The sequence below is a fragment of the Streptomyces sp. AHU1 genome (assembly GCF_045343905.1).
GTDB classification, from domain to species: domain Bacteria; phylum Actinomycetota; class Actinomycetes; order Streptomycetales; family Streptomycetaceae; genus Streptomyces; species Streptomyces triticiradicis.
Genome location: NZ_CP174283.1, coordinates 6,713,028 through 6,730,503 on the forward strand (window position 1 = coordinate 6,713,028; position 17,476 = coordinate 6,730,503).

Sequence of the window (17,476 nt, forward strand, 5' to 3'; positions counted from 1 at the left end):
CTCCGGTCTCTCCTGCGGGTTCCTCCCGCAAGTTCCTCCCACCGGTTTCCCGCCGGTTTCCCTCCGGTTCTCGCGACCGCTCCCGCTTCCGGCCCCGCGCCGGGAGCGGTTTTCCTTGACATGACAGTCTATCTACGCAACTCTCAAGGTCAGAGGCCTGGGGCGGGTGGGATCCTGGGGGACGAGAGGAAGGCCGGAGACTCATGGAGTGGACGGGCGCGCGCTACGCGGACCAGCCGACCGTCGAGGTGCGGACACGGATCGACGCTCCACCGCGACGGGTGTGGGACCTCGTCTCCGACATCCGTCTGATGCCGGACCTGAGCGCGGAGCTCCAGTCGGTCGAGTGGCTCGACGGCGTGACGGCGCCGCGCGTCGGAGCCCGTTTCACGGGGCGCAGCAGACACGAGTCGCTGGGGGAGTGGGAGACCACCTCGTACGTGGTGGAGTGCGAGCCGTGCCGGGTGTTCTCCTGGGCCGTCGGGGACCCCGGACACCCCAGCGCCCTCTGGCGGTTCGGCCTGGAGGAGGCGGACGGCGGCACGGAGCTGACCCAGTGGATGCGGATGGGGCCGGGCCGCTCCGGGCTCTCCTTCGCGATCGACCGGATGCCGGAGAAGGAGCAGAAGATCGTGTTCGTGCGGCTGCGGGAGTTCGAGCGGAGCATGAAGGACACCGTCGCGGCGATCGGGAAGCTGGCCGAGGGCGTGGAAGGGGCGGACGCCTGATGCGTACCTCCACGACGATCGAGGCATCGGCGGGCGACTGGCGGGAGACCGTCGACTTCGTGGTCGAGGCCGAGAAGCTCGGGATGGACATCTGCTGGGTCGCGGAGGCCTGGGGCTCCGAAGCCCCTTCCCCGCTGGGCTACCTGGCGGCGCGGACCGACCGGCTGCTGCTCGGCTCCGGGATCATCCAGCTCGGGACCCGCACCCCGGCGGCCATCGCCCGTGCCGCGATCACGCTCTCCAACATCTCCGACGGGCGCTTCCTCCTCGGCCTCGGCCCCTCCGGCCCGCAGGTGATCGAGGGGCTGCACGGCGTGCCGTTCGCGCGTCCGCTGTCCCGGATGCGGGAAACCGTGGAGATCGTCCGGCAGGCGGTCGCCGGGGAAAAACTCTCGTATGAGGGAAGGGAGTTCACGATCCCGCTGCCGGGTGGTGAGGCACGGCCCATGCGGATGTCCATGCGTGCCGAGCACGACCTGCCTGTCTATCTCGCCACGCTCTCGCCGAGGATGCTGCACCTGACGGGCGAGATCGCCGACGGCTGGCTGGGCACCAGCTTCGTGCCCGAGGGCGCCAAGGAGGCGTACTTCGACCACCTGGACGCGGGCCTCGCGGCGGCGGGCCGCGTCCGTGCCGACCTCGACGTCTGCCAGGGCGCCGAAGTGGCCTTCGCGGAGGACGAGGACGCGCTGCGCGCCATGGTCGCGGGCCGGAAGAAGGAACTCGCCTTCAGCCTGGGCGGAATGGGCTCCGCCACCACCAACTTCTACAACGCCGCGTACAGCAGGCAGGGCTGGGCGGACGTCGCCGCCGAGATCCGTGAGCGCTGGCAGGCCGGGGACCGGGACGGCGCCGCCGGGCTCGTGAGCGACGAGATGGTCCTCGGGACCACCCTGATCGGCACCGAGGACATGGTCCGTGAACGGCTGCGCGTCTGGCGCGCCGCGGGTGTCGACACCGTCCGCCTCTACCCCGCCGGCGCCACCCTGGACGAGCGGCTCACGACGCTGGGACGCGCGCTGGACCTCGTGTCCGAGGAGGATCCGCCGACCGCCGGGTGATCCCCGACGCCGGGAAGCCGCCGGCCGTCACCCGGCCGGCGGAACTCCCGTGGCGGGGCAGGCGCGGCGGGCGGACGCTCGAATTCCCCGGTGCTTCCGGCCCGGGGACGGCCGGCGGCCGACAGCGCAGCGAGGTGGTCGAGCATGAGCCAGGATTCTTCGAGGCCTCCGGGACCCCCGCCCGGTGGCGGCACGGGATCCCAGCCCAGTGGCGGAGACATGCCGCTGTGGGGGGACCAGTGGTCCGGAGCCGGCCCCGCCGCGGGAGGCATGGGGCCGCCGCCCTCGGGCGGCAGCGGCTGGGCGGCGGGCGGAGTGACCTTCGCGGGCGTCCTCCTGCTGGTGAACGGCGGCCTCAACATCCTCCAGGGCATCTCCGCGATAGCCAAGGACGACGTCTACGCGCGCGTGAACGACTACGTCTACCGCATCAACCTCACCGGCTGGGGCTGGATCCTGCTGATCCTTGGCGCGGTCGCCGTCGTCACCGGCTGGGGGATCCTCAAGGACGCCGGGTGGGCCCGGGTCACCGGCATCGTGCTGGCCTCGCTGAGCATGCTCTTCCAGTTCATGTTCCTGCCGTACGCGCCGATCTGGTCGGTCATCCTGCTGGCCATCGACGTCTTCGTCATCTGGGCCCTGGCCACGTACCGGCCCGCCGCCCCACCACGCTGACACCCCCTGTCCGGCCCGCCCGCGGGCGGGCGCCGGGAAGGGGCCGCCGCAGTGCCGTCGCACCCACGAACCGGACCGAGCGGAAACCGAGCGGAACGAGACACGCCATGGATGACGTGACCGACCCGACGCGGGCGGCCCTGCCCGCGCGCGCCGTCGCGGGCACCGCCGACGATCCGGAGACGACGTGAGCACCGGAGACGTGGGCGGCGGCGCCGCGAGCGGCGGTGGTACGGGCGGCGGTGACGCGCGGGAGATCGCCGAACTGCGGGCCCGCGTCGCCGAACTGGAGCAGAGCCGGCCGAGGCGCGAGCACCACCGCGTCCGGTCGACCTTCGCGGTCGTGCTGGTCCTCCTCGCCGCCCTGCTCACCCCGCTGAGCGCCGTGGCGGCCTGGTCGAGCGATCTGATCGGGAACACCGACCGGTACGTGCAGACCATGGAACCGCTCGCCTCCGACCCGGACATCCAGAACGCCGTCGCCAACCGGGTGACCGACGCGGTGATGCAGCACGTCGACGTCGAGACGCTGCTCCAGTCGGTCGCACCCGCCGACCGGCCCCGGCTGGCCCAGGCCCTCGGGCCGATCAGCGGTGCGATCACCAGCGGCGTCAAGGACTTCGTGCACACCGTGGCGCTGAAGTTCGTCAGCAGCGACGCGTTCGCCACCCTGTGGACCAATCTGAACCGCAGAGCGCATGCCGCCGTCGACAAGGCGCTGACCGGAAAGGGCGGCGGCGCGGTGAAGCTCACCAACGACGCCGTCGTCATCGACCTCGCCCCCGTCATCGACCAGGTCAAGCAGGACCTCGTGGACCAGGGACTCGGCGTCGCCGCGAAGATCCCCCAGATCCACACCAACTTCACGGTGCTGACGTCCGACTCCATCGGCAAGGCCAAGAGGCTCTACCGGCTGCTCGAACTGGTCGGGTTCTGGCTGCCGGTCCTGACCCTGCTGCTGGCGGCCGGCGGTGTGCTGCTCGCCGTGCGCAGGCGCCGCGCCCTGATCACGGCGGCGCTCCTGGTGGCGGCCGGGGCCGCCGTCCTCGGCATCGCCCTGTGGATCTTCCGGGAGATCTATCTCGACGGTCTCCCGGCGCAGGTCTCCCAGCCCGCCGCCGCGTCGGTCTTCGACACCCTGGTGCGCTACCTGCGGACGTCGGTACGCCTGATCATCACCCTCGGCATCATCGTGGCGCTGGCCGCGTGGCTGACCGGCAGGGGCCGGGCGGCCCGGCGGGTCAACGCCGCCTGGACCGGCGGCATCGGTGCCGTGCGGACCGCGACCGGGGCCGAACTCGGCGCGGTCGGCGCGTGGGTGCACCGGACCAAGAAGTGGCTGAACTGGACCGTCGTCGCGGTCGCCGCCGCCATCCTGCTCGTCTGGAACTACCCCACGGCCGCCGTCACCATCTGGATCGCCGTCCTGGCACTGCTGGCCCTGGCGATCGTCGAGTTCCTCGACGACGACGGCACCCCGCATCTGATCGGCCCCGGCGACGGACCCGTGGCGGGACCCCCCGAGGCCAAGAGCCCGGCCTGATCCGTCCGCGTACGAAAGCACCTGACAGATCGTCGGTGCCGGGTTACGCTCCCCACGATGATGACTTCCTCCGCAATCAGATTGGGGGACCCGTCCGCACGAAGTGAGTGCTGATGCTCACTTCGACCGCGTACGAGGATTCCCTCCTCTCCTTCTGGCCGCGCGTGCGTGACTTCGCCGTGCCGCCCACCATGATCGAGACCGCGACCGTCCGCCGCCGTCGCGGGGACTGGGCGGGGGCATGCGCCGCCGCGGGCTTCGACATCGACTTCGATCTGCGTTCGCTGACGCGCACGCACGGCCGTGAGCTGGTGTCCCGGGTCCGCAGCGATCTGCGCCACCTGGCTCCCGACCTGCTGCGCTGGCACATGCCGAGAGTCGCCCCCGACGGGCTGCTGCGTCCCGGCCTCACCGTCACGCTGGCCCGGTACGACCGTGCCGGGCGTGACGGCGTCCATCCCGTGCACCTCGTGGCCCGTACCCCACCGGCCTGGGCGGACGGCGGTCAGCGGATCGGCCTCGCGCTCTGGGACGGAGCGCCCGGCGCGTTCCGCGACCGGTTCTCCTTCGACACCGGGGCCCGCCGCCATCCGCACCCCCGGCCCAGCCGGTGGTACCGCTTCGACCTGCACCGCCACCTGTGGGACACCCGCAGGACCGGTGAGCTGCGGGTCCGCTGCGGGGCCGACCTGCCGACGGGCGGCGCCCGTCCGGGGAGCGCGGACCCACCGGGGCCGGTGCCCGGGGACCTCGACTGCGCCGTCGGCCGGTGGGCGGACGAGGCGGGGATCCTGCTGCGCGACGAGGGCCGCACGGCCGGCACCGTCACCGTGCGGCTCGGGGCCCGCCGACGGCTGCTCCTGGAGCTGGCCGCGGACCCGGCGGGCGCCGGGCCGCCCGTCCTGCGGACCGTCACCGCGCCCGCCGGGGGCGGCGACGGCCTCACGGTGCCGGCCCTGCCCGACGCCGCGACCTGGGTGCTGCCCGACCTGGCGCTGATCCGCGCCGGCGTCATCGGGGCCGAGCGGCTGCATCCGCTGGTCGCCCCGGCGCTGGTACCGGGACACACCCCCGCCGGACCCGAGGGGAACGCGGACCCGGCGGGAGTGCCGCGCCTCGTGGAATGCCGGGGAGCCGACCACCGGATCGGCCTGGTCGACGGCGTCCTCGTACCGCTCGACCACGATCCGGCCGAGATCCGCCGGGAAGAACTGCTGGTCGCGCTGACCGGCACACCGCTTCCCTGCCTCCGGGCCATCGACGAGGCGCACCGGCGGCCGCACTGCCTGCCGGGGGTCCGCGAACGGCTGCGCCACGGCGACACCGCCGGTGCGCTGGCCGTCGTCGAGGGACTGCTGGGCCCCGACGCGGTACTGCGCGACGGCGCCCTGCGGGACGAACTCCAGGAGGCCGCCCTGCGGCGCGTCACCTACGGACTGTTCCGGGCGGGCCTGACCGGCCCCGCTCCCGACCGCGTCCGCCCGGGGCAGGCCCGGCCCCGGGACCACCGCTCCCACCCGCGTGAGACGACCCGACGCTGACCGCTCGTCCACCGCTCTCCGAAAGCCGTCCGACCGCCCCCGGGGCCCAGCCCCGCGCCCGGGCGGTCCGTCCACGAACCCAAAGGTGATCAGACATGCCCACAGACACCCCGCACACCGAGACCGAGATGCCCGGCCCCACCCGGCTCGACGTGGCCGACGCCCTGTCGGCGCTCCTCCGCGACACCGGCACGGAACCGCGTTCCGACAGCCAGTTGGAGGCGCTGACCCTCGCCGTCGCCGCCGATCTGCCCGTCCTCCTGTGGGGCGAGCCGGGGATCGGCAAGACTGCGGCCCTGACCCAGCTCGCCGAGACCCTGGACCTGCCCCTGACCACGGTGATCGCCAGCGTCCACGAGCCGTCGGACTTCTCGGGTCTGCCCGTCCTCGGCGACGACCCCGCCGAGCAGGGCGTGCCCATGGCCCCGCCGGACTGGGCGGTGCGGCTCGTACGGGCCGGCCGCGGACTGCTGTTCCTGGACGAACTGTCCACCGCGCCCCCGGCGGTCCAGGCCGCCCTGCTCCGGCTGGTCCTGGAGCGGCGCGTCGGAACCCTCCGACTGCCGCCCGGGGTACGGATCGTGGCCGCCGCGAACCCGCGCTCCTCGGCGGCCGACGGCTGGGAACTGAGTCCGCCGCTGGCCAACCGGTTCGTCCACCTCCAGTGGGCGCACGACCACGAGGTCGTCGTCCGCGGGCTCGGCGGCACCTGGCCGCGCGCGACCCTGCCCCGGCTCGACCCGGACCGGCTCCACGAGGCCGTGGACTTCGCCCGGCGCGCGGTGTGCGGACTCCTCGCCGCCCGCCCCGCACTCGTCCACCGGCTGCCCAGCGGCGAGACCCGCCGGGGCGGCGCCTGGCCCTCACCCCGGAGCTGGGAGACCACCCTGAGGCTCATCGCCTTCGCGCACGCCGCCGGCTCCTCACGGGAAGTGCTCTCTCTGCTGGTCAGAGGCTCCGTGGGCGACGGTCCGGGGCTGGAACTGCTGGCGAGCGTGGACCGCATGGACCTGCCCGACCCCGAGACCCTGCTCGCCGACCCGGCGGGCGCCGTCCTGCCCGAGCGGGGCGATCTGCGCCAGGCCGTCCTCGACGGGGTGGTGGCCGCGGTCCGCGAGCGGCCCGACAAGGCCCGCTGGGACGCCGCCTGGGCACTGCTCGTACGGGCGCTGGACACCGGGGCCCCGGACCTGGTGGTCGTTCCCGCGACCACGCTCGCGACGCTGCGCCGGGAGGACTGGGACGTCCCGGAGTCCATCGAGCGGCTGGCCGGAGCCGTGACCCTCTCCCGGCGCGCGGACGAGGCGGCGGCCCGCGTCGCGGTCGCCGCCGGGGCGCGCCGATGACGGCGGGGGCACCGGGGGCGCTGGACCTGGAGAAGCTCTACGCCGCCCGGCTGCACGCGGCGCGGGCCCGGCCCTATCTGGCGACGGCGCTGTTCGCCCTGCACACCGTGGAGTCGCGCTGGGTGCCGACGATGGCCGTCGACCGGTACTGGCGGTGCTACGTGTCGCCGGGGTTCGTGGACCGCACGCCCGTGGAGGACCTGGCCGGCGTCTGGGTGCACGAGGTCTCGCACCTGCTGCGCGACCACCACGGGCGCAGCGACCGGTTCGCCCGCGAACACGGACTCACCGGTCCCGCGGAGCGGCTGCGGATGAACATCGCCGCCGACTGCGAGATCAACGACGACGCGTTCGGCGAGGGGCTGGCCCGGCCCGAGGGCGCCGTCACCCCGGAGTTCCTGAACCTGCCTTCGGGCGAGCTGATGGAGGACTACCTCCGTCAGTTCCGGCTCGGGCCGCACACCCAGGGCCTGGCCTGGCTGGACTGCGGCAGCGGCGCCGACGGACGCGCACGGGAGTGGGACCTCGGGCCGGACGGCGCGCACGGCCTCAGCGCGCAGGAACGCGACGCGGTCCGGTTCCGGGTCGCGCAGGGCATCAAGGCCCGCCCCGGGAAGAACCCGGCGGGATGGCAGCGGTGGGCGGAGGAGGCCTTCCACCCGCCGCAGCCCTGGCGGGAGTTGCTGGGGGCCGCGGTCCGCTCCGCGGCCTCGGGGCCCGGCGCGGGGGAGGACTACACCTACGGCCGGCCCTCCCGGCGCTCCGCCTCGGTGCCCGGTGCCGTCCTGCCCAGCCTGCGCCGCAGACCGCCGCGGGTCTCGGTGGTCATCGACACCTCCGGGTCGGTCAGCGACGCGGAGCTGGGCAGTGCCCTGCTGGAGGTCTCCGCGATCTCCCGTGCCGTGGGCGGCCGCCGCGACCTGGTCACCGTGGTCCCGTGCGACGCGGCGGCCAGGGTCGCGCACCCCCTGTGCCGGGCCGAGGGCATTCCGCTCCTGGGCGGCGGCGGTACGGACCTGCGCTCGGGATTCACCGCGGCGCTCCGGGCACGGCCGTGCCCCGACGTCGTCGTGGTCCTGACCGACGGGCAGACCCCCTGGCCGGAGGAACGGCCCCCGTGCCGGACGGTCGTCGGTCTCTTCCCGCGCGGGGACGACTCCTGGGACGAGGACGATCCCGACTACGTCCCCGACGAGCCGCCCGCCTGGGCACGCGTGGTCGAGATCGGCTAGAAGCCCGTCCGGCCCGACGGGTCCGGCAAGGCGTGACCGGTCGGACGGGTCCGGCGAGGCGTGGGTCCGGGGAGGAGCGGATCCGGTGTCCTCCTCACACGCTGTACCCGCCGTCCACCCCCAGCGCCTGCCCGGTGATGAAGCCCGCGCGGTCCGACGCCAGGAACGCGACGGCCTCGGCGACGTCCCGCGCGGTGCCGAAGCGACGCAGTGGGGTGTTGCGGCGGGTGATCTCCAGTGCCGCGTCGTCGAGTTCGCCGGACCCGATCAGACGGGCGGCGATGCCGTCGGTCAGCATGCCGGGTCCGACGCAGTTCACCCGGACGCCGTAGCGGCCCTCCTCGGCGGCCAGGGCCCGGGCGACCGCCTCGACCGCCCCCTTCGGCCCCGAGGAGAGCCCGTCGCGCACCGGGAACCGGCGGGTGGCCACGGTGGTGACGGCGACGACGCTGCCCCCGCTCTCCCGCAGCAGCGGCAGCGCGGGGTGCACCAGGTTGAAGAACGCGCCCGCGTCGGCATCGAGTTGGGTCCGGAACTCGCTCGGTGTCACTCTGCTCAGGTGCACCATCGGCACGTGCGGGCCCGCCGCGTGGACGAGGGTGTGCAGTCCGCCGAACGCGGCGGCCGTCCCGGTCACGGCCTCGGCGACGGACCGCTCCTCGCCCAGGTCGAGCCGCAGGGGCGTGACACGGCGGCCCCGCTCCGCGAACTCCTCCGCCGTCCGCGCCGCGAGCGCGTCGGCGGCCTCCCGGCTGGAGCGATAGGTGAACACCACGTCACTGCCCCGCTCGGCGAGGATCCGCACGATCGCCGCGCCGATGCCTCCGGTGCCGCCCGACACGAACGCGACGCCCGTGCGGTGCGAGAAGTCCGACGTCCTCGTCATCGACATCACAGTCCCGGTGGTTCGGCGATGGTGACCTTCACGACCTCGCCGGTCCGGCATGGATCCGGGTGCGGATCCGGACGGCGCGCGTCCGCGTGCAGCCGGGCGACGGGACATTCCAGCACGCGCCGGTGCCCGGCGAACAGCCGTGCGCACCGATCCGCCGTCGGGGGAGGACGCGCGGCACGGTGCTCAGGGCCGCTCCGCCGACAGCTGGAGGTCCGTGCTCGACAGGGTCATCGGCGCCGCCGAGACGGCCTGCAGACGCACGCGTGCACCGGCCCGCGGGAGCGCGAAACCGCCCTCCGGGGGCCGGAGTTCGTAGCGGCCGGAGGAGTGTCCGGCCAGGGTGGAGGGGCCGGACGCCACCGTCCAGTAGGGGCTCGTGCCCTGGCCCGTGGCCAGCAGGAAGTGCGGACTCAGGGCCGCGGCACCGAGGTTGGTGACCCCGACCGTGATGCCGGTCAGCGCCCGGGCGGTGCGGCGCGCCTCGGTGACCCGCATGCGCAGCGGCGGTGACCCGGTGGCCGCCACGCCCACCGCGGCCGCCGACGGGGCCAGCAGCAGGACGACCGCGGCCACCCGGGCCCCGCGCCGGCGCGGACCGCGCAGGAAGGCGGGGCGGGGCTGCCACGCGGTCCTGAAGGACTGCCAGGGCGCGGTGACCGCGGCGGCCACCCACAACGGCGTCATCAGCAGGTAGTAGCCGTCCTGCGAACGGGTCGCCACGTAGAAGGCGCACCAGGGCAGCACCGTCGCCGCCGGTCCCAGCCGCCGTACGAACAGCACGAACAGCGCCAGCAGACCCGCCGCGAGCAGCAGGCTCGCGTGCGCGTACCAGACGAGGCGGTCGCTGCCGTCGGTGAAGTACAGCGAGATGTCGACCAGGCCCTGCCCGTGGACGTTCGCGTCCTGGGTGAGGGGCAGCGCGATCCCGGAGAGCCAGGAGCGCGGCTCGCTCACGACGAAGTACGCGTTGATCAGCAGCCAGGTGGTGGCGACGACGCCGACGAAGCGGCCCACCGCGACCGCCGCCGCCCGCGCGCCGAGGTCGCCGCGGCGCAGCGCGTACACCCCGGCCAGCAGGAACGGCGCGAGGAACCAGGGGAGTTGCTGCGCCGCGCAGGCCGCCCCGAGGCAGGCAGCCCGTACGAGGTCGCCCCGGCCCCCGCCGCCGGTCCGCGGCCATCCCACGACCACGGGGACGAGTAGGGCGCAGGCGAGGACCGCCGGATAGCCGAGCCGCGCGTACGTCGGCAGCAGGCCGAGACCGAGACAGGTGATCGTCGCGGCCGACCGCCACGGCACCGGCAGCATCCGCCACATGGTGACCGCGCCCGCGATCAGGGCCCCGGTGCTGACCGCCGTCGCGGCGGCCGAACCGTGTCCGACCCACAGCAGCGGCGCGGTGAGCATCAGCGCGAGCGGCGGATAGCCGTACGTGTAGTCGTAGCCGCCGTTCATCGTCGCGGTGAGGGCGACGCCGTGGTCGAAGAGCCAGGGCCACGGACGCCCGTAGACCTGATGGCCGGCGACGAGCTCGCGGGCGGCCTGGGTGGTCAGGACCGACTCGTCGCTGCCCCGGTGGCTCATGACCAGTCCGCACACGACGAGCGTCACCGCGGTGACCAGGACGACGAGGTCGAGCCGCGCCAGCGAGCGGCCCCGGCGCACCACGAGGGTCAGGACGCCCGTCGCCAGGATCGAGGCGTAGCAGAGCGAGACGACCGCCGCCACGACGAGCCGGTGACCGACGGCCTGCGCCCACAGGGGGCGCGTACCGATGAACAGGCTGATGTCGGCCAGGAGCGTCAGGAGGCGGTGCCACTGCGCGGGCGCCTCGTCCGGGTCCCGTCGTGCGGCCGGCCCGCCGGGGGAGACCGCCGAAGGGGCCTGCCGGTGGGCGGGCGCCGGCTTGATTTCTGCCGAATACACGGCCCCGTACGCTAATTCTCGCTGGTGAGCGGTGTGCGACGGGACGTGAAGAGTCCGGTGTGAGGCGAGTAAGAGCACACCCGCCGGCCGTCGGACACGTCAGCCGCCGGACAGCGACACCTCGGTGGACTTGATGAGCGCGACGACCTCGGTACCCTCCGAGAGCCCCAGTTCCGCGACCGCGTCCCGGGTGATCGCGGAGGTCAGTTCGGCCCCCGCGATCCGGACCTTGACGCGGGCCATGGCGCCGCCGGAGGTGACGTCGGTGACCGTGCCGGGCAGCCGGTTGCGGATGCTCAGCCCGTCCACCGGACCGGTCGCGAGGGAGACCTCCGTGGACTTGACCAGGGCCCGCACGGGGGAACCGGCCGCCAGGCCGAGCTCCCGCACGGCCTCCAGGGTGACGGCCGCGGTGATCTCCTGTCCGGCGTCGAGCCGGACCTTCACCGTCGCCATCACCTCACCGGGGGTGACGGAGACGACGGTGCCGGGGAGCTGATTGCGGATGCTCAGACTCATGGGGAGGCCTCGTTCGCCGTACTGTGCGATGGATACGTGGGCATATGCGTAGTTTGCCGTACGGGCCGGTTCCCGGTCCGGGTCGCCTACCGTGTCGTTGTTGGGCCGAACGGGTGACCATGCGTAAGAATTGCCCGGTGCAGACAACGAGTGCGAGCCAGGACGGGGTGGATCGATGAACGGCCACGACGTCACCGATGAACAGTGGGAAGGGCTCGCCCAGGTCGTTCCGTTGCGCGGCCGGGACGCCTGGCCGTCGGCGGTGCGTCACCGGTCGATCCCCGAGGCCGAGACCGAGACGCGGCGCCGCTTCGTGGTCCTGCGGGTCAACGTCTTCGCGGACGCCCGCGACGTCGCCGAGACGCTCATGTCGGGCATCCCCGTGCTCCTCGACCTGACCGGCGCGGAGACCGAGGTCGCCAAGCGGGTCCTGGACTTCAGTACGGGCGTGGTCTTCGGCCTCGCCAGCGGCATGCACCGGGTCGACCGGAACGTGTTCCTGCTGACGCCCCCGGGGACCGAGGTCCGCGGTCTGATGGAGGGGGTCGGGGTTCCCGGCCTCTGACGACGTCGAGCCTCTGACGGCGTCCGGCCTCTGACGGCGTCCGGCTTCCGGCGGCGTCCGGCCTCGATCGGGAGCCCGTCCCCCGATCGTAGGAAGGTCCCCCGGGCGTAACGGTTCGCCTTGCCGTGGAGGCCTACCGTCCGCATATGACCCTGTCCTCGCCGGAGGCTCCCGCGGCGGTGGAGGCGCGCCCGGTCCGTCCGGGCGTCACCGAGCTGCGGCTCGCCGCCTTCGCCGCCCATCGCCGCGTCCGGCTCCCGCTCGGGCCGTTCACCCTCGTCGTGGGTCCCAGCGGCAGCGGCAAGACGACCGCGCTGCGGGCCTACGAGGCGCTGGCGCGGCTCGGCGCCGGTGCCGGGCTCCAGGAGGTGTTCCCGGACCCGGCCGCCTGCGTGCCCGAGCGGTCCCGGCCCGACGCCCAGCACCGCCGGGGTTTCCGCATCGGCTGCACGGTCGACGGACCCGAGGGCCCGGTCCGGCTCGATGTCGCCGTCCAGGCCGAACCCGGACTGCGCGTCGTGGGCGAGCGGTTGTCGGCGGGAGGGCGGACCCTGCTGGAGACGGCGCTGCGCGACCCGGGCCGTCCCTTCGTCCAGGCCGCCTGGCACACCGGCGGCTCCTCCTCGGTGACACGGGTCCCGCTCCCCGACGACCGCCTCGGCACCGCTCTGCTGCCCCTGCGCGTCGCGGGCCGCACCGCGGGGGAGCGGCAGGTCCTGGCCGCGGCGGAGCAGATGGTGCTCGCGCTGCGGTCCGTCTACGTCTGCGATCCCGACCCGGACTCCGTGCGCGCCCCCGTTCCGCTCGGCTCGGGGCGGCTGCTGCGCGGCTGCGGCAATCTCGCCGAAGTGCTGTGGCGCACGAGGTCGGAGTGCGGTCACCGGTACGCCCACCTGGTCACGGCGGTCCGCGCCGGATGCGCCGGTCCGGTCACGGACGTCCTGGCCGAGGTGCTCGGTGACGGCACCGTCCGTGCCCTCCTCGACCGCGGCGACGGAGTCCGCACGCCGCTCGGGCTGCTCGGGGACGGCGAGTTGAGGTATCTCGCGCTGGCCCTCGTGCTGCTCACCGGGCCCGGTGTCCTGGAGGCCGACCCGGCGGGTGAGGTCCCGGCCGCGTTCCAGTCGCTGACGGTCCTGGCCGACGGCCTCGACCGCGGACTGGACGCCCGGCAGACCGGTGAACTGGTGCGGCTGGCGGCGCGGATGTGCGAGCGGGGGCACGTCCGGCTGCTGGGCGCGGTGAGCGACGGGGCCCACGTGTCCGGGACGGCCGGGGTCACGGTGGCGGACCTGGCGCCGTGAGCGGACCGGGCCAGGAGTGGTGGACCTGGCGCCGTGAGCGGACCGGGCCAGGAGTGGTGGACCTGGCGCCGTGAGCGGACCGGGCCAGGAGTGGTGGACCTGACGCCGTGAGCGGACCGGGCCAGGAGTGGTGGACCTGGCGCCGTGAGCGGACCGGGCCAGGAGTGGTGGACCTGGCGCCGTGAGCGGACCGGGCCAGGAGTGATACACCTGACGCCGTGAGTGGACTGGACGTAGCGACGCTGCAGCGCAGACTGGCCGAGTTCGCGGCCGCGCGGAACTGGCAGCCGTACCACACCCCCAAGAACCTGGTCGCCGCCCTGAGTGTGGAGGCGTCCGAACTCCTGGAGATTTTCCAGTGGTTGACGCCGGAGGAGTCGGCCCACGTGATGCGGGACGCGGACACCGCGCACCGCGTCACCGACGAGGTCGCGGACGTCCTCGCGTATCTGCTCCAGCTCTGCGAGGTGCTGGGCATCGACCCGCTCGCGGCGCTCGAGGCGAAGATCGACCGGAACGAGCGGAGGTTCCCGGTGCCGGAGAACCCCTGACGGGGCGCCCGCCACCCGGCACGCAAAAACGGAATTCAATACTCCCTGTAATCGGTGAGCCGCTCCGATGCGATTCCGTGTCCACAGATTTCGGGCTTCCTCTGGCTTTCTGTCTCAAGCACCCTCACTCTGGGTAGTGAACAAGGGAGTTCGGCTGGACGTGCGAGAGCGCGTCGGACAGACGGGGGCAGCGCATGGAAGCGGTGCGGCTCATCGCGGCGAGCAGACGTGCCCTGGCGGAGAGCGGCGAGACTGCGGAGGTGATGGCGGAGGCGTGGCAGGCGCATTCCCTGGCGCAGGCGATCGGCAGCCGCCTCGCCGTGTCCGGACCCCCCGAACTCCGGGGTGAGGCCCTGGGGCTGACCGAACTGGCGGGCCGCGGCTGCGGAATCCTGGGCGACCACGCCCTGGAGGTCGGCGCCTTACGGGCCGCCCGGCTCACGGAGCTGGGCGACGCGCGCGAGGCCCTGCTCTGCCTGGGCGGCCTCCTCGCCGAGGTCGGCATGGCCCTGGTCGGCATCGCCTGCGCGGCGGACGACGAGGGGACCTACTGGCAGTGCATGGAGGCGATCGACGCGGCGGACGAGTCCCGGGACCGCGTCCTGGAAATGCTGAGACGTCTCGCGGTGCGGGACGAGAAACGCGTGGTGGAACGGGACTCGGCCGCGGGATAGAAGACCACGCCCCCGCGCACCCGTGAACCGCGCGCCACCGCCCGCATGCCCGAGCCGCGCGCCGGCCCCCGCGCCGCCCGGCCGGTCGGCCGAGCGGCGGTGCCACCTCGGAGGCGGTCGGCCGAGCGGCGTCGCGGCCTCGGAGGCGGTCGGCCGAGCGGCGTCGCGGCCTCGGAGGCGGTCGGCCGAGCGGCGTCGCGGCCTCGGAGGCGGTCGGTCGAGCTGTGGTGCCACCTCGGAGGTGGTCAGTCGAGCTGTGGTGCCACCTCGGAGGCGATCAGGTCCAGGTGGTCCAGATCGGCCAGGTCGAGCATCTGGAGGTACATCCGCTGCGAACCGACCGCCTGGTACCGGGCGATCCGTTCGACGACCTCCGCCGGAGAGCCCGCGAGTCCGTTGGCCTTCAGTTCGTCGACATCGCGGCCGATGGCGTCCGCCCGCCGCCTCACCTCGGCGTCGGTCCGACCGACACAGGCCACCAGGGCGTTGGAATAGACGAGTTCGTCGGCCTTGCGCATGGTCCGCCGCAAAGCCGCGCGGACCCGGCCGAACTGCTGCTCCGTGTCCGCGACCGAGGCGAAAGGGATGTTGAACTCATCGGCGAAGCGCGCCGCGAGCGCCGGGGTCCGCCGGGCGCCGTGGCCGCCGATCAGGATGGGCACCTTCGACTGCGCGGGCTTGGGCAGCGCGGGCGAGTCCTTGAGCTGGTAGTACGTCCCGTCGAAGGTGAACCGTTCGCCGACCGGAGTGCCCCACAGCCCGGTGACGACGGCGAGTTGCTCCTCCAGCCTGCCGAACTTCTCCTTCGGGAACGGGATGCCGTACGCCGTGTGCTCGGCCTCGTACCACCCGGCGCCCAGGCCGAGTTCGACGCGGCCGCCCGACATCTGGTCGACCTGGGCGACCTGGATGGCGAGGACGCCGGGGAGGCGAAAGGTTCCGGCGGTCATCAAGGTGCCCAGGCGGATGCGGCTCGTCTCGCGGGCGATGCCGGCCAGGGTGATCCACGCGTCGGTGGGGCCCGGGAGCCCGTCGACGGATCCCATGTGCACATAGTGATCAGAGCGGAAGAAGGCTCCGTAATGCAGGTCTTCGGCGGCCTTGGCGACACGGAGCAGCGTGTCGTAGGTCGCGCCTTGCTGCGGTTCTGTGAAGACTCGAAGATCCATGTGCACATCCTGCACCGGTTCCAACAGGCGTCCCGCGGCGAACCGCTGGCGCTTCTTCCCCCCGTTACAAAGCGTTTTCGAAGGCGAAGCCGGCCGCGGGCTACCGCCCCACGGCGAGCTGGGGGTACAGGTCGCTCAGTTCGCCCGAGAGGCCGGCCTTGACCTGGCGGGTGAGCGCGTCCGCGAGGACCTCGTGGGCGTTCGTCTCGATCCCGTCGAGGGCCTGCGCGGCGACGCTGTGCGCGGTGACCTTGGGGACGTCGAGGCTCGCGGTCAGGTCCGTGTCGACGTAGCCGACGTGCAGCCCGGTGACCTGGATGCCGCGCGGCTGGAGCTCCAGCCGCAGGGCGTTGCTCTGGGACCACAGGGCGGCCTTGGCGGCGCTGTAGCCGTCGGCGCCGGGCACCGTGACCCACGACAGCACCGAGTGGACGGTGAGGATGTGCCCGCCGCCGTTGCGCTCCAGGACCGGGACGAAGGCCCGGGTGGTGAGGAGCGGCCCGAAGAAGTTGACGTCGAACTCGCGCCGCACGTCCTCGACGGGGGAGTTCAGGAACGACGTGGGGGCCGTCGCGCCCGCGTTGTTGATCAGCACGGTGACGTCCTGGGCCTGCGCGGCGGCCGCCGCGACCGACGCGTGGTCGGTGACCTCCAGGGCCAGCGGCACCGCGTCGGGGTGCGTGACGGTCCGCGGGTCGCGGGCGGTCGCGTAGACCTTCCGGGCGCCGCGCTCGTAGAGGGCGTCCACGAAGGCGCTGCCAATACCGCGGCTGCCGCCCGTCACGAGCGCCACCGAGCCTTCGATGCTGGTCATGAGCTTTCTCCTCTTGCGGGTCGCCGGGGGTGGGAGGGAACGGGCGGAACGGGGGAGCGGAGGCCGGTGATGCGGCCCGCCGCGCCGGACACATCGTAAACCGATCGGTTTTCTGCGTCGTCCGCACTGTAAACCGATCGGTTTCCGGGAGGCAAGCGGAGAACGTAAGGTGGGCTCATGACACAGGTGACCTCGACCGAGACCGCCGGTTCACCGACCCGTGACCGACTGCTCGACGCCGCGGCGGAGCTCTTCTACCGCGAGGGCGTGGGCGTCGGCGTCGAGGCGCTGTGCCGGGTGGCCGGAGTGTCCAAGCGCTCGATGTACCAGCTGTTCGACAGCAAGGACGGCGTGCTGGCGGCGAGCCTGGAGCGCAGGGCGCCCGCCTATCTGGCGTTCCTGCTGCCCCCCGACGACGACCGGCCGCCGCGGGAGCGCGTCCTGCACGTCTTCGAACGCCTGGAGGAGATGGCCGCGCGCCCCGACTTCCGGGGCTGCCCCTTCGTGGCCGTGACCGCCGAGCTGAAGGCGCCGGACCACCCCGCGAGCCTGGTGGCCCGCCGCTGCAAGGACGCGCTGACCGCGTTCTTCCGGCAGGAGGCGGAGCGCGGCGGAGCGGCGGACCCCGAGCTCCTCGCGCGCCAACTGACCGTCGCCTTCGACGGATCCGGCGTCCGGGCCGTCATGCAGGGCCGGGGCCTCGACGGTCTCGCCCTCGCGACCGCCGCCGCCCTGCTCGCCGGCGCGGGCGTGAGCGCCGGGGACGGCGCCGAGCGCCGCGGGCCGGAGACCTCCGGCTGATCTCCGGCTGGCCTCCGGCCGGTCCCGGCCGCACCGTCCGCACGCGGCGAAAAACCACGGGTCCACCTGGGGCGTTCGCTGTACGTTGTGGGGGCGCGCCGAGGACAGGCGTCGCCCCTGCGGTCGGCCGCG

Annotated in this window: 17 protein-coding genes; 12 read left to right on the forward strand and 5 right to left on the reverse strand. The window is 73.6% G+C overall.

Features of this window, described 5'->3' with window-relative positions:
- Positions 1–203: 203 nt before the first annotated feature.
- The 7 genes from ACICHK_RS29870 (at position 204) to ACICHK_RS29900 (ending at position 8,126) form a co-directional block, all read left to right on the forward strand.
- Positions 204–728, forward strand: a complete 525-nt coding sequence (locus ACICHK_RS29870) for an SRPBCC family protein (protein WP_406839274.1) — start codon at positions 204–206, stop codon at positions 726–728.
- Positions 728–1,789: an LLM class flavin-dependent oxidoreductase gene (locus ACICHK_RS29875; RefSeq protein WP_406839275.1), complete on the forward strand. Its 1,062-nt coding sequence runs from the start codon at positions 728–730 to the stop codon at positions 1,787–1,789. Before ACICHK_RS29870 ends, ACICHK_RS29875 begins: the two co-directional genes overlap by 1 nt.
- Positions 1,790–1,933: 144 nt before the next feature.
- Positions 1,934–2,464, forward strand: coding sequence for a hypothetical protein (locus tag ACICHK_RS29880; protein ID WP_406839276.1), 531 nt, complete (start codon positions 1,934–1,936; stop codon positions 2,462–2,464).
- A gap of 187 nt (positions 2,465–2,651) precedes the next feature.
- Positions 2,652–4,007 (forward strand): hypothetical protein, encoded by a 1,356-nt coding sequence (locus tag ACICHK_RS29885; RefSeq protein ID WP_406839277.1) that lies wholly within the window; start codon positions 2,652–2,654, stop codon positions 4,005–4,007.
- A 113-nt stretch (positions 4,008–4,120) separates the two neighbouring features.
- Positions 4,121–5,548: a hypothetical protein gene (locus ACICHK_RS29890; protein WP_406839278.1), complete on the forward strand. Its 1,428-nt coding sequence runs from the start codon at positions 4,121–4,123 to the stop codon at positions 5,546–5,548.
- A 95-nt stretch (positions 5,549–5,643) separates the two neighbouring features.
- Positions 5,644–6,894, forward strand: a complete 1,251-nt coding sequence (locus tag ACICHK_RS29895; protein ID WP_406839279.1) for an AAA family ATPase — start codon at positions 5,644–5,646, stop codon at positions 6,892–6,894.
- Positions 6,891–8,126, forward strand: a complete 1,236-nt coding sequence (locus tag ACICHK_RS29900) for a DUF2201 family putative metallopeptidase (protein WP_406839280.1) — start codon at positions 6,891–6,893, stop codon at positions 8,124–8,126. Before ACICHK_RS29895 ends, ACICHK_RS29900 begins: the two co-directional genes overlap by 4 nt.
- Positions 8,127–8,220: 94 nt before the next feature.
- Here the strand turns inward: ACICHK_RS29900 and ACICHK_RS29905 are convergent, their stop codons facing one another.
- The 3 genes from ACICHK_RS29905 to ACICHK_RS29915 form a co-directional block, all read right to left on the reverse strand.
- Positions 8,221–9,012 carry an SDR family NAD(P)-dependent oxidoreductase gene (locus tag ACICHK_RS29905; RefSeq protein WP_406839281.1) on the reverse strand — a complete coding sequence of 264 codons (792 nt, stop codon included), beginning with the start codon at positions 9,010–9,012 and terminating at the stop codon, positions 8,221–8,223.
- A gap of 192 nt (positions 9,013–9,204) precedes the next feature.
- A complete protein-coding gene (locus tag ACICHK_RS29910) occupies positions 9,205–10,827 on the reverse strand; it encodes a hypothetical protein (protein WP_406841350.1) in 1,623 nt (540 codons plus the stop codon).
- 219 nt (positions 10,828–11,046) lie between these two features.
- Entirely contained in the window at positions 11,047–11,466 is a 420-nt protein-coding gene (locus ACICHK_RS29915; RefSeq protein WP_406839282.1) for a molybdopterin-binding protein, read from the reverse strand.
- A 175-nt stretch (positions 11,467–11,641) separates the two neighbouring features.
- Between ACICHK_RS29915 and ACICHK_RS29920 the strand changes: the two genes are divergently transcribed.
- The 4 genes from ACICHK_RS29920 to ACICHK_RS29935 all read left to right on the forward strand — a co-directional run bounded on the left by ACICHK_RS29920 (position 11,642) and on the right by ACICHK_RS29935 (position 14,560).
- Positions 11,642–12,031 carry a cell division protein SepF gene (locus tag ACICHK_RS29920; protein WP_103548191.1) on the forward strand — a complete coding sequence of 130 codons (390 nt, stop codon included), beginning with the start codon at positions 11,642–11,644 and terminating at the stop codon, positions 12,029–12,031.
- Between the two features lie 146 nt (positions 12,032–12,177).
- Positions 12,178–13,335, forward strand: coding sequence for an AAA family ATPase (locus ACICHK_RS29925; RefSeq protein WP_406839283.1), 1,158 nt, complete (start codon positions 12,178–12,180; stop codon positions 13,333–13,335).
- Between the two features lie 218 nt (positions 13,336–13,553).
- Positions 13,554–13,886 carry a nucleotide pyrophosphohydrolase gene (locus tag ACICHK_RS29930; RefSeq protein WP_406839284.1) on the forward strand — a complete coding sequence of 111 codons (333 nt, stop codon included), beginning with the start codon at positions 13,554–13,556 and terminating at the stop codon, positions 13,884–13,886.
- 194 nt (positions 13,887–14,080) lie between these two features.
- Positions 14,081–14,560: a DUF6099 family protein gene (locus tag ACICHK_RS29935; protein ID WP_151468664.1), complete on the forward strand. Its 480-nt coding sequence runs from the start codon at positions 14,081–14,083 to the stop codon at positions 14,558–14,560.
- A 245-nt stretch (positions 14,561–14,805) separates the two neighbouring features.
- Here ACICHK_RS29935 and ACICHK_RS29940 read toward each other — a convergent pair whose 3' ends face one another.
- Together ACICHK_RS29940 and ACICHK_RS29945 are read right to left on the reverse strand one after the other, a co-directional pair.
- A complete protein-coding gene (locus ACICHK_RS29940; RefSeq protein ID WP_406839285.1) occupies positions 14,806–15,729 on the reverse strand; it encodes an LLM class F420-dependent oxidoreductase in 924 nt (307 codons plus the stop codon).
- Between the two features lie 100 nt (positions 15,730–15,829).
- Positions 15,830–16,543, reverse strand: coding sequence for an SDR family oxidoreductase (locus ACICHK_RS29945; protein WP_406839286.1), 714 nt, complete (start codon positions 16,541–16,543; stop codon positions 15,830–15,832).
- Positions 16,544–16,720: 177 nt separating this feature from the next.
- Between ACICHK_RS29945 and ACICHK_RS29950 the strand changes: the two genes are divergently transcribed.
- Positions 16,721–17,344 carry a TetR/AcrR family transcriptional regulator gene (locus ACICHK_RS29950; RefSeq protein ID WP_406839287.1) on the forward strand — a complete coding sequence of 208 codons (624 nt, stop codon included), beginning with the start codon at positions 16,721–16,723 and terminating at the stop codon, positions 17,342–17,344.
- The last annotated feature ends 132 nt before the right edge of the window (positions 17,345–17,476 follow it).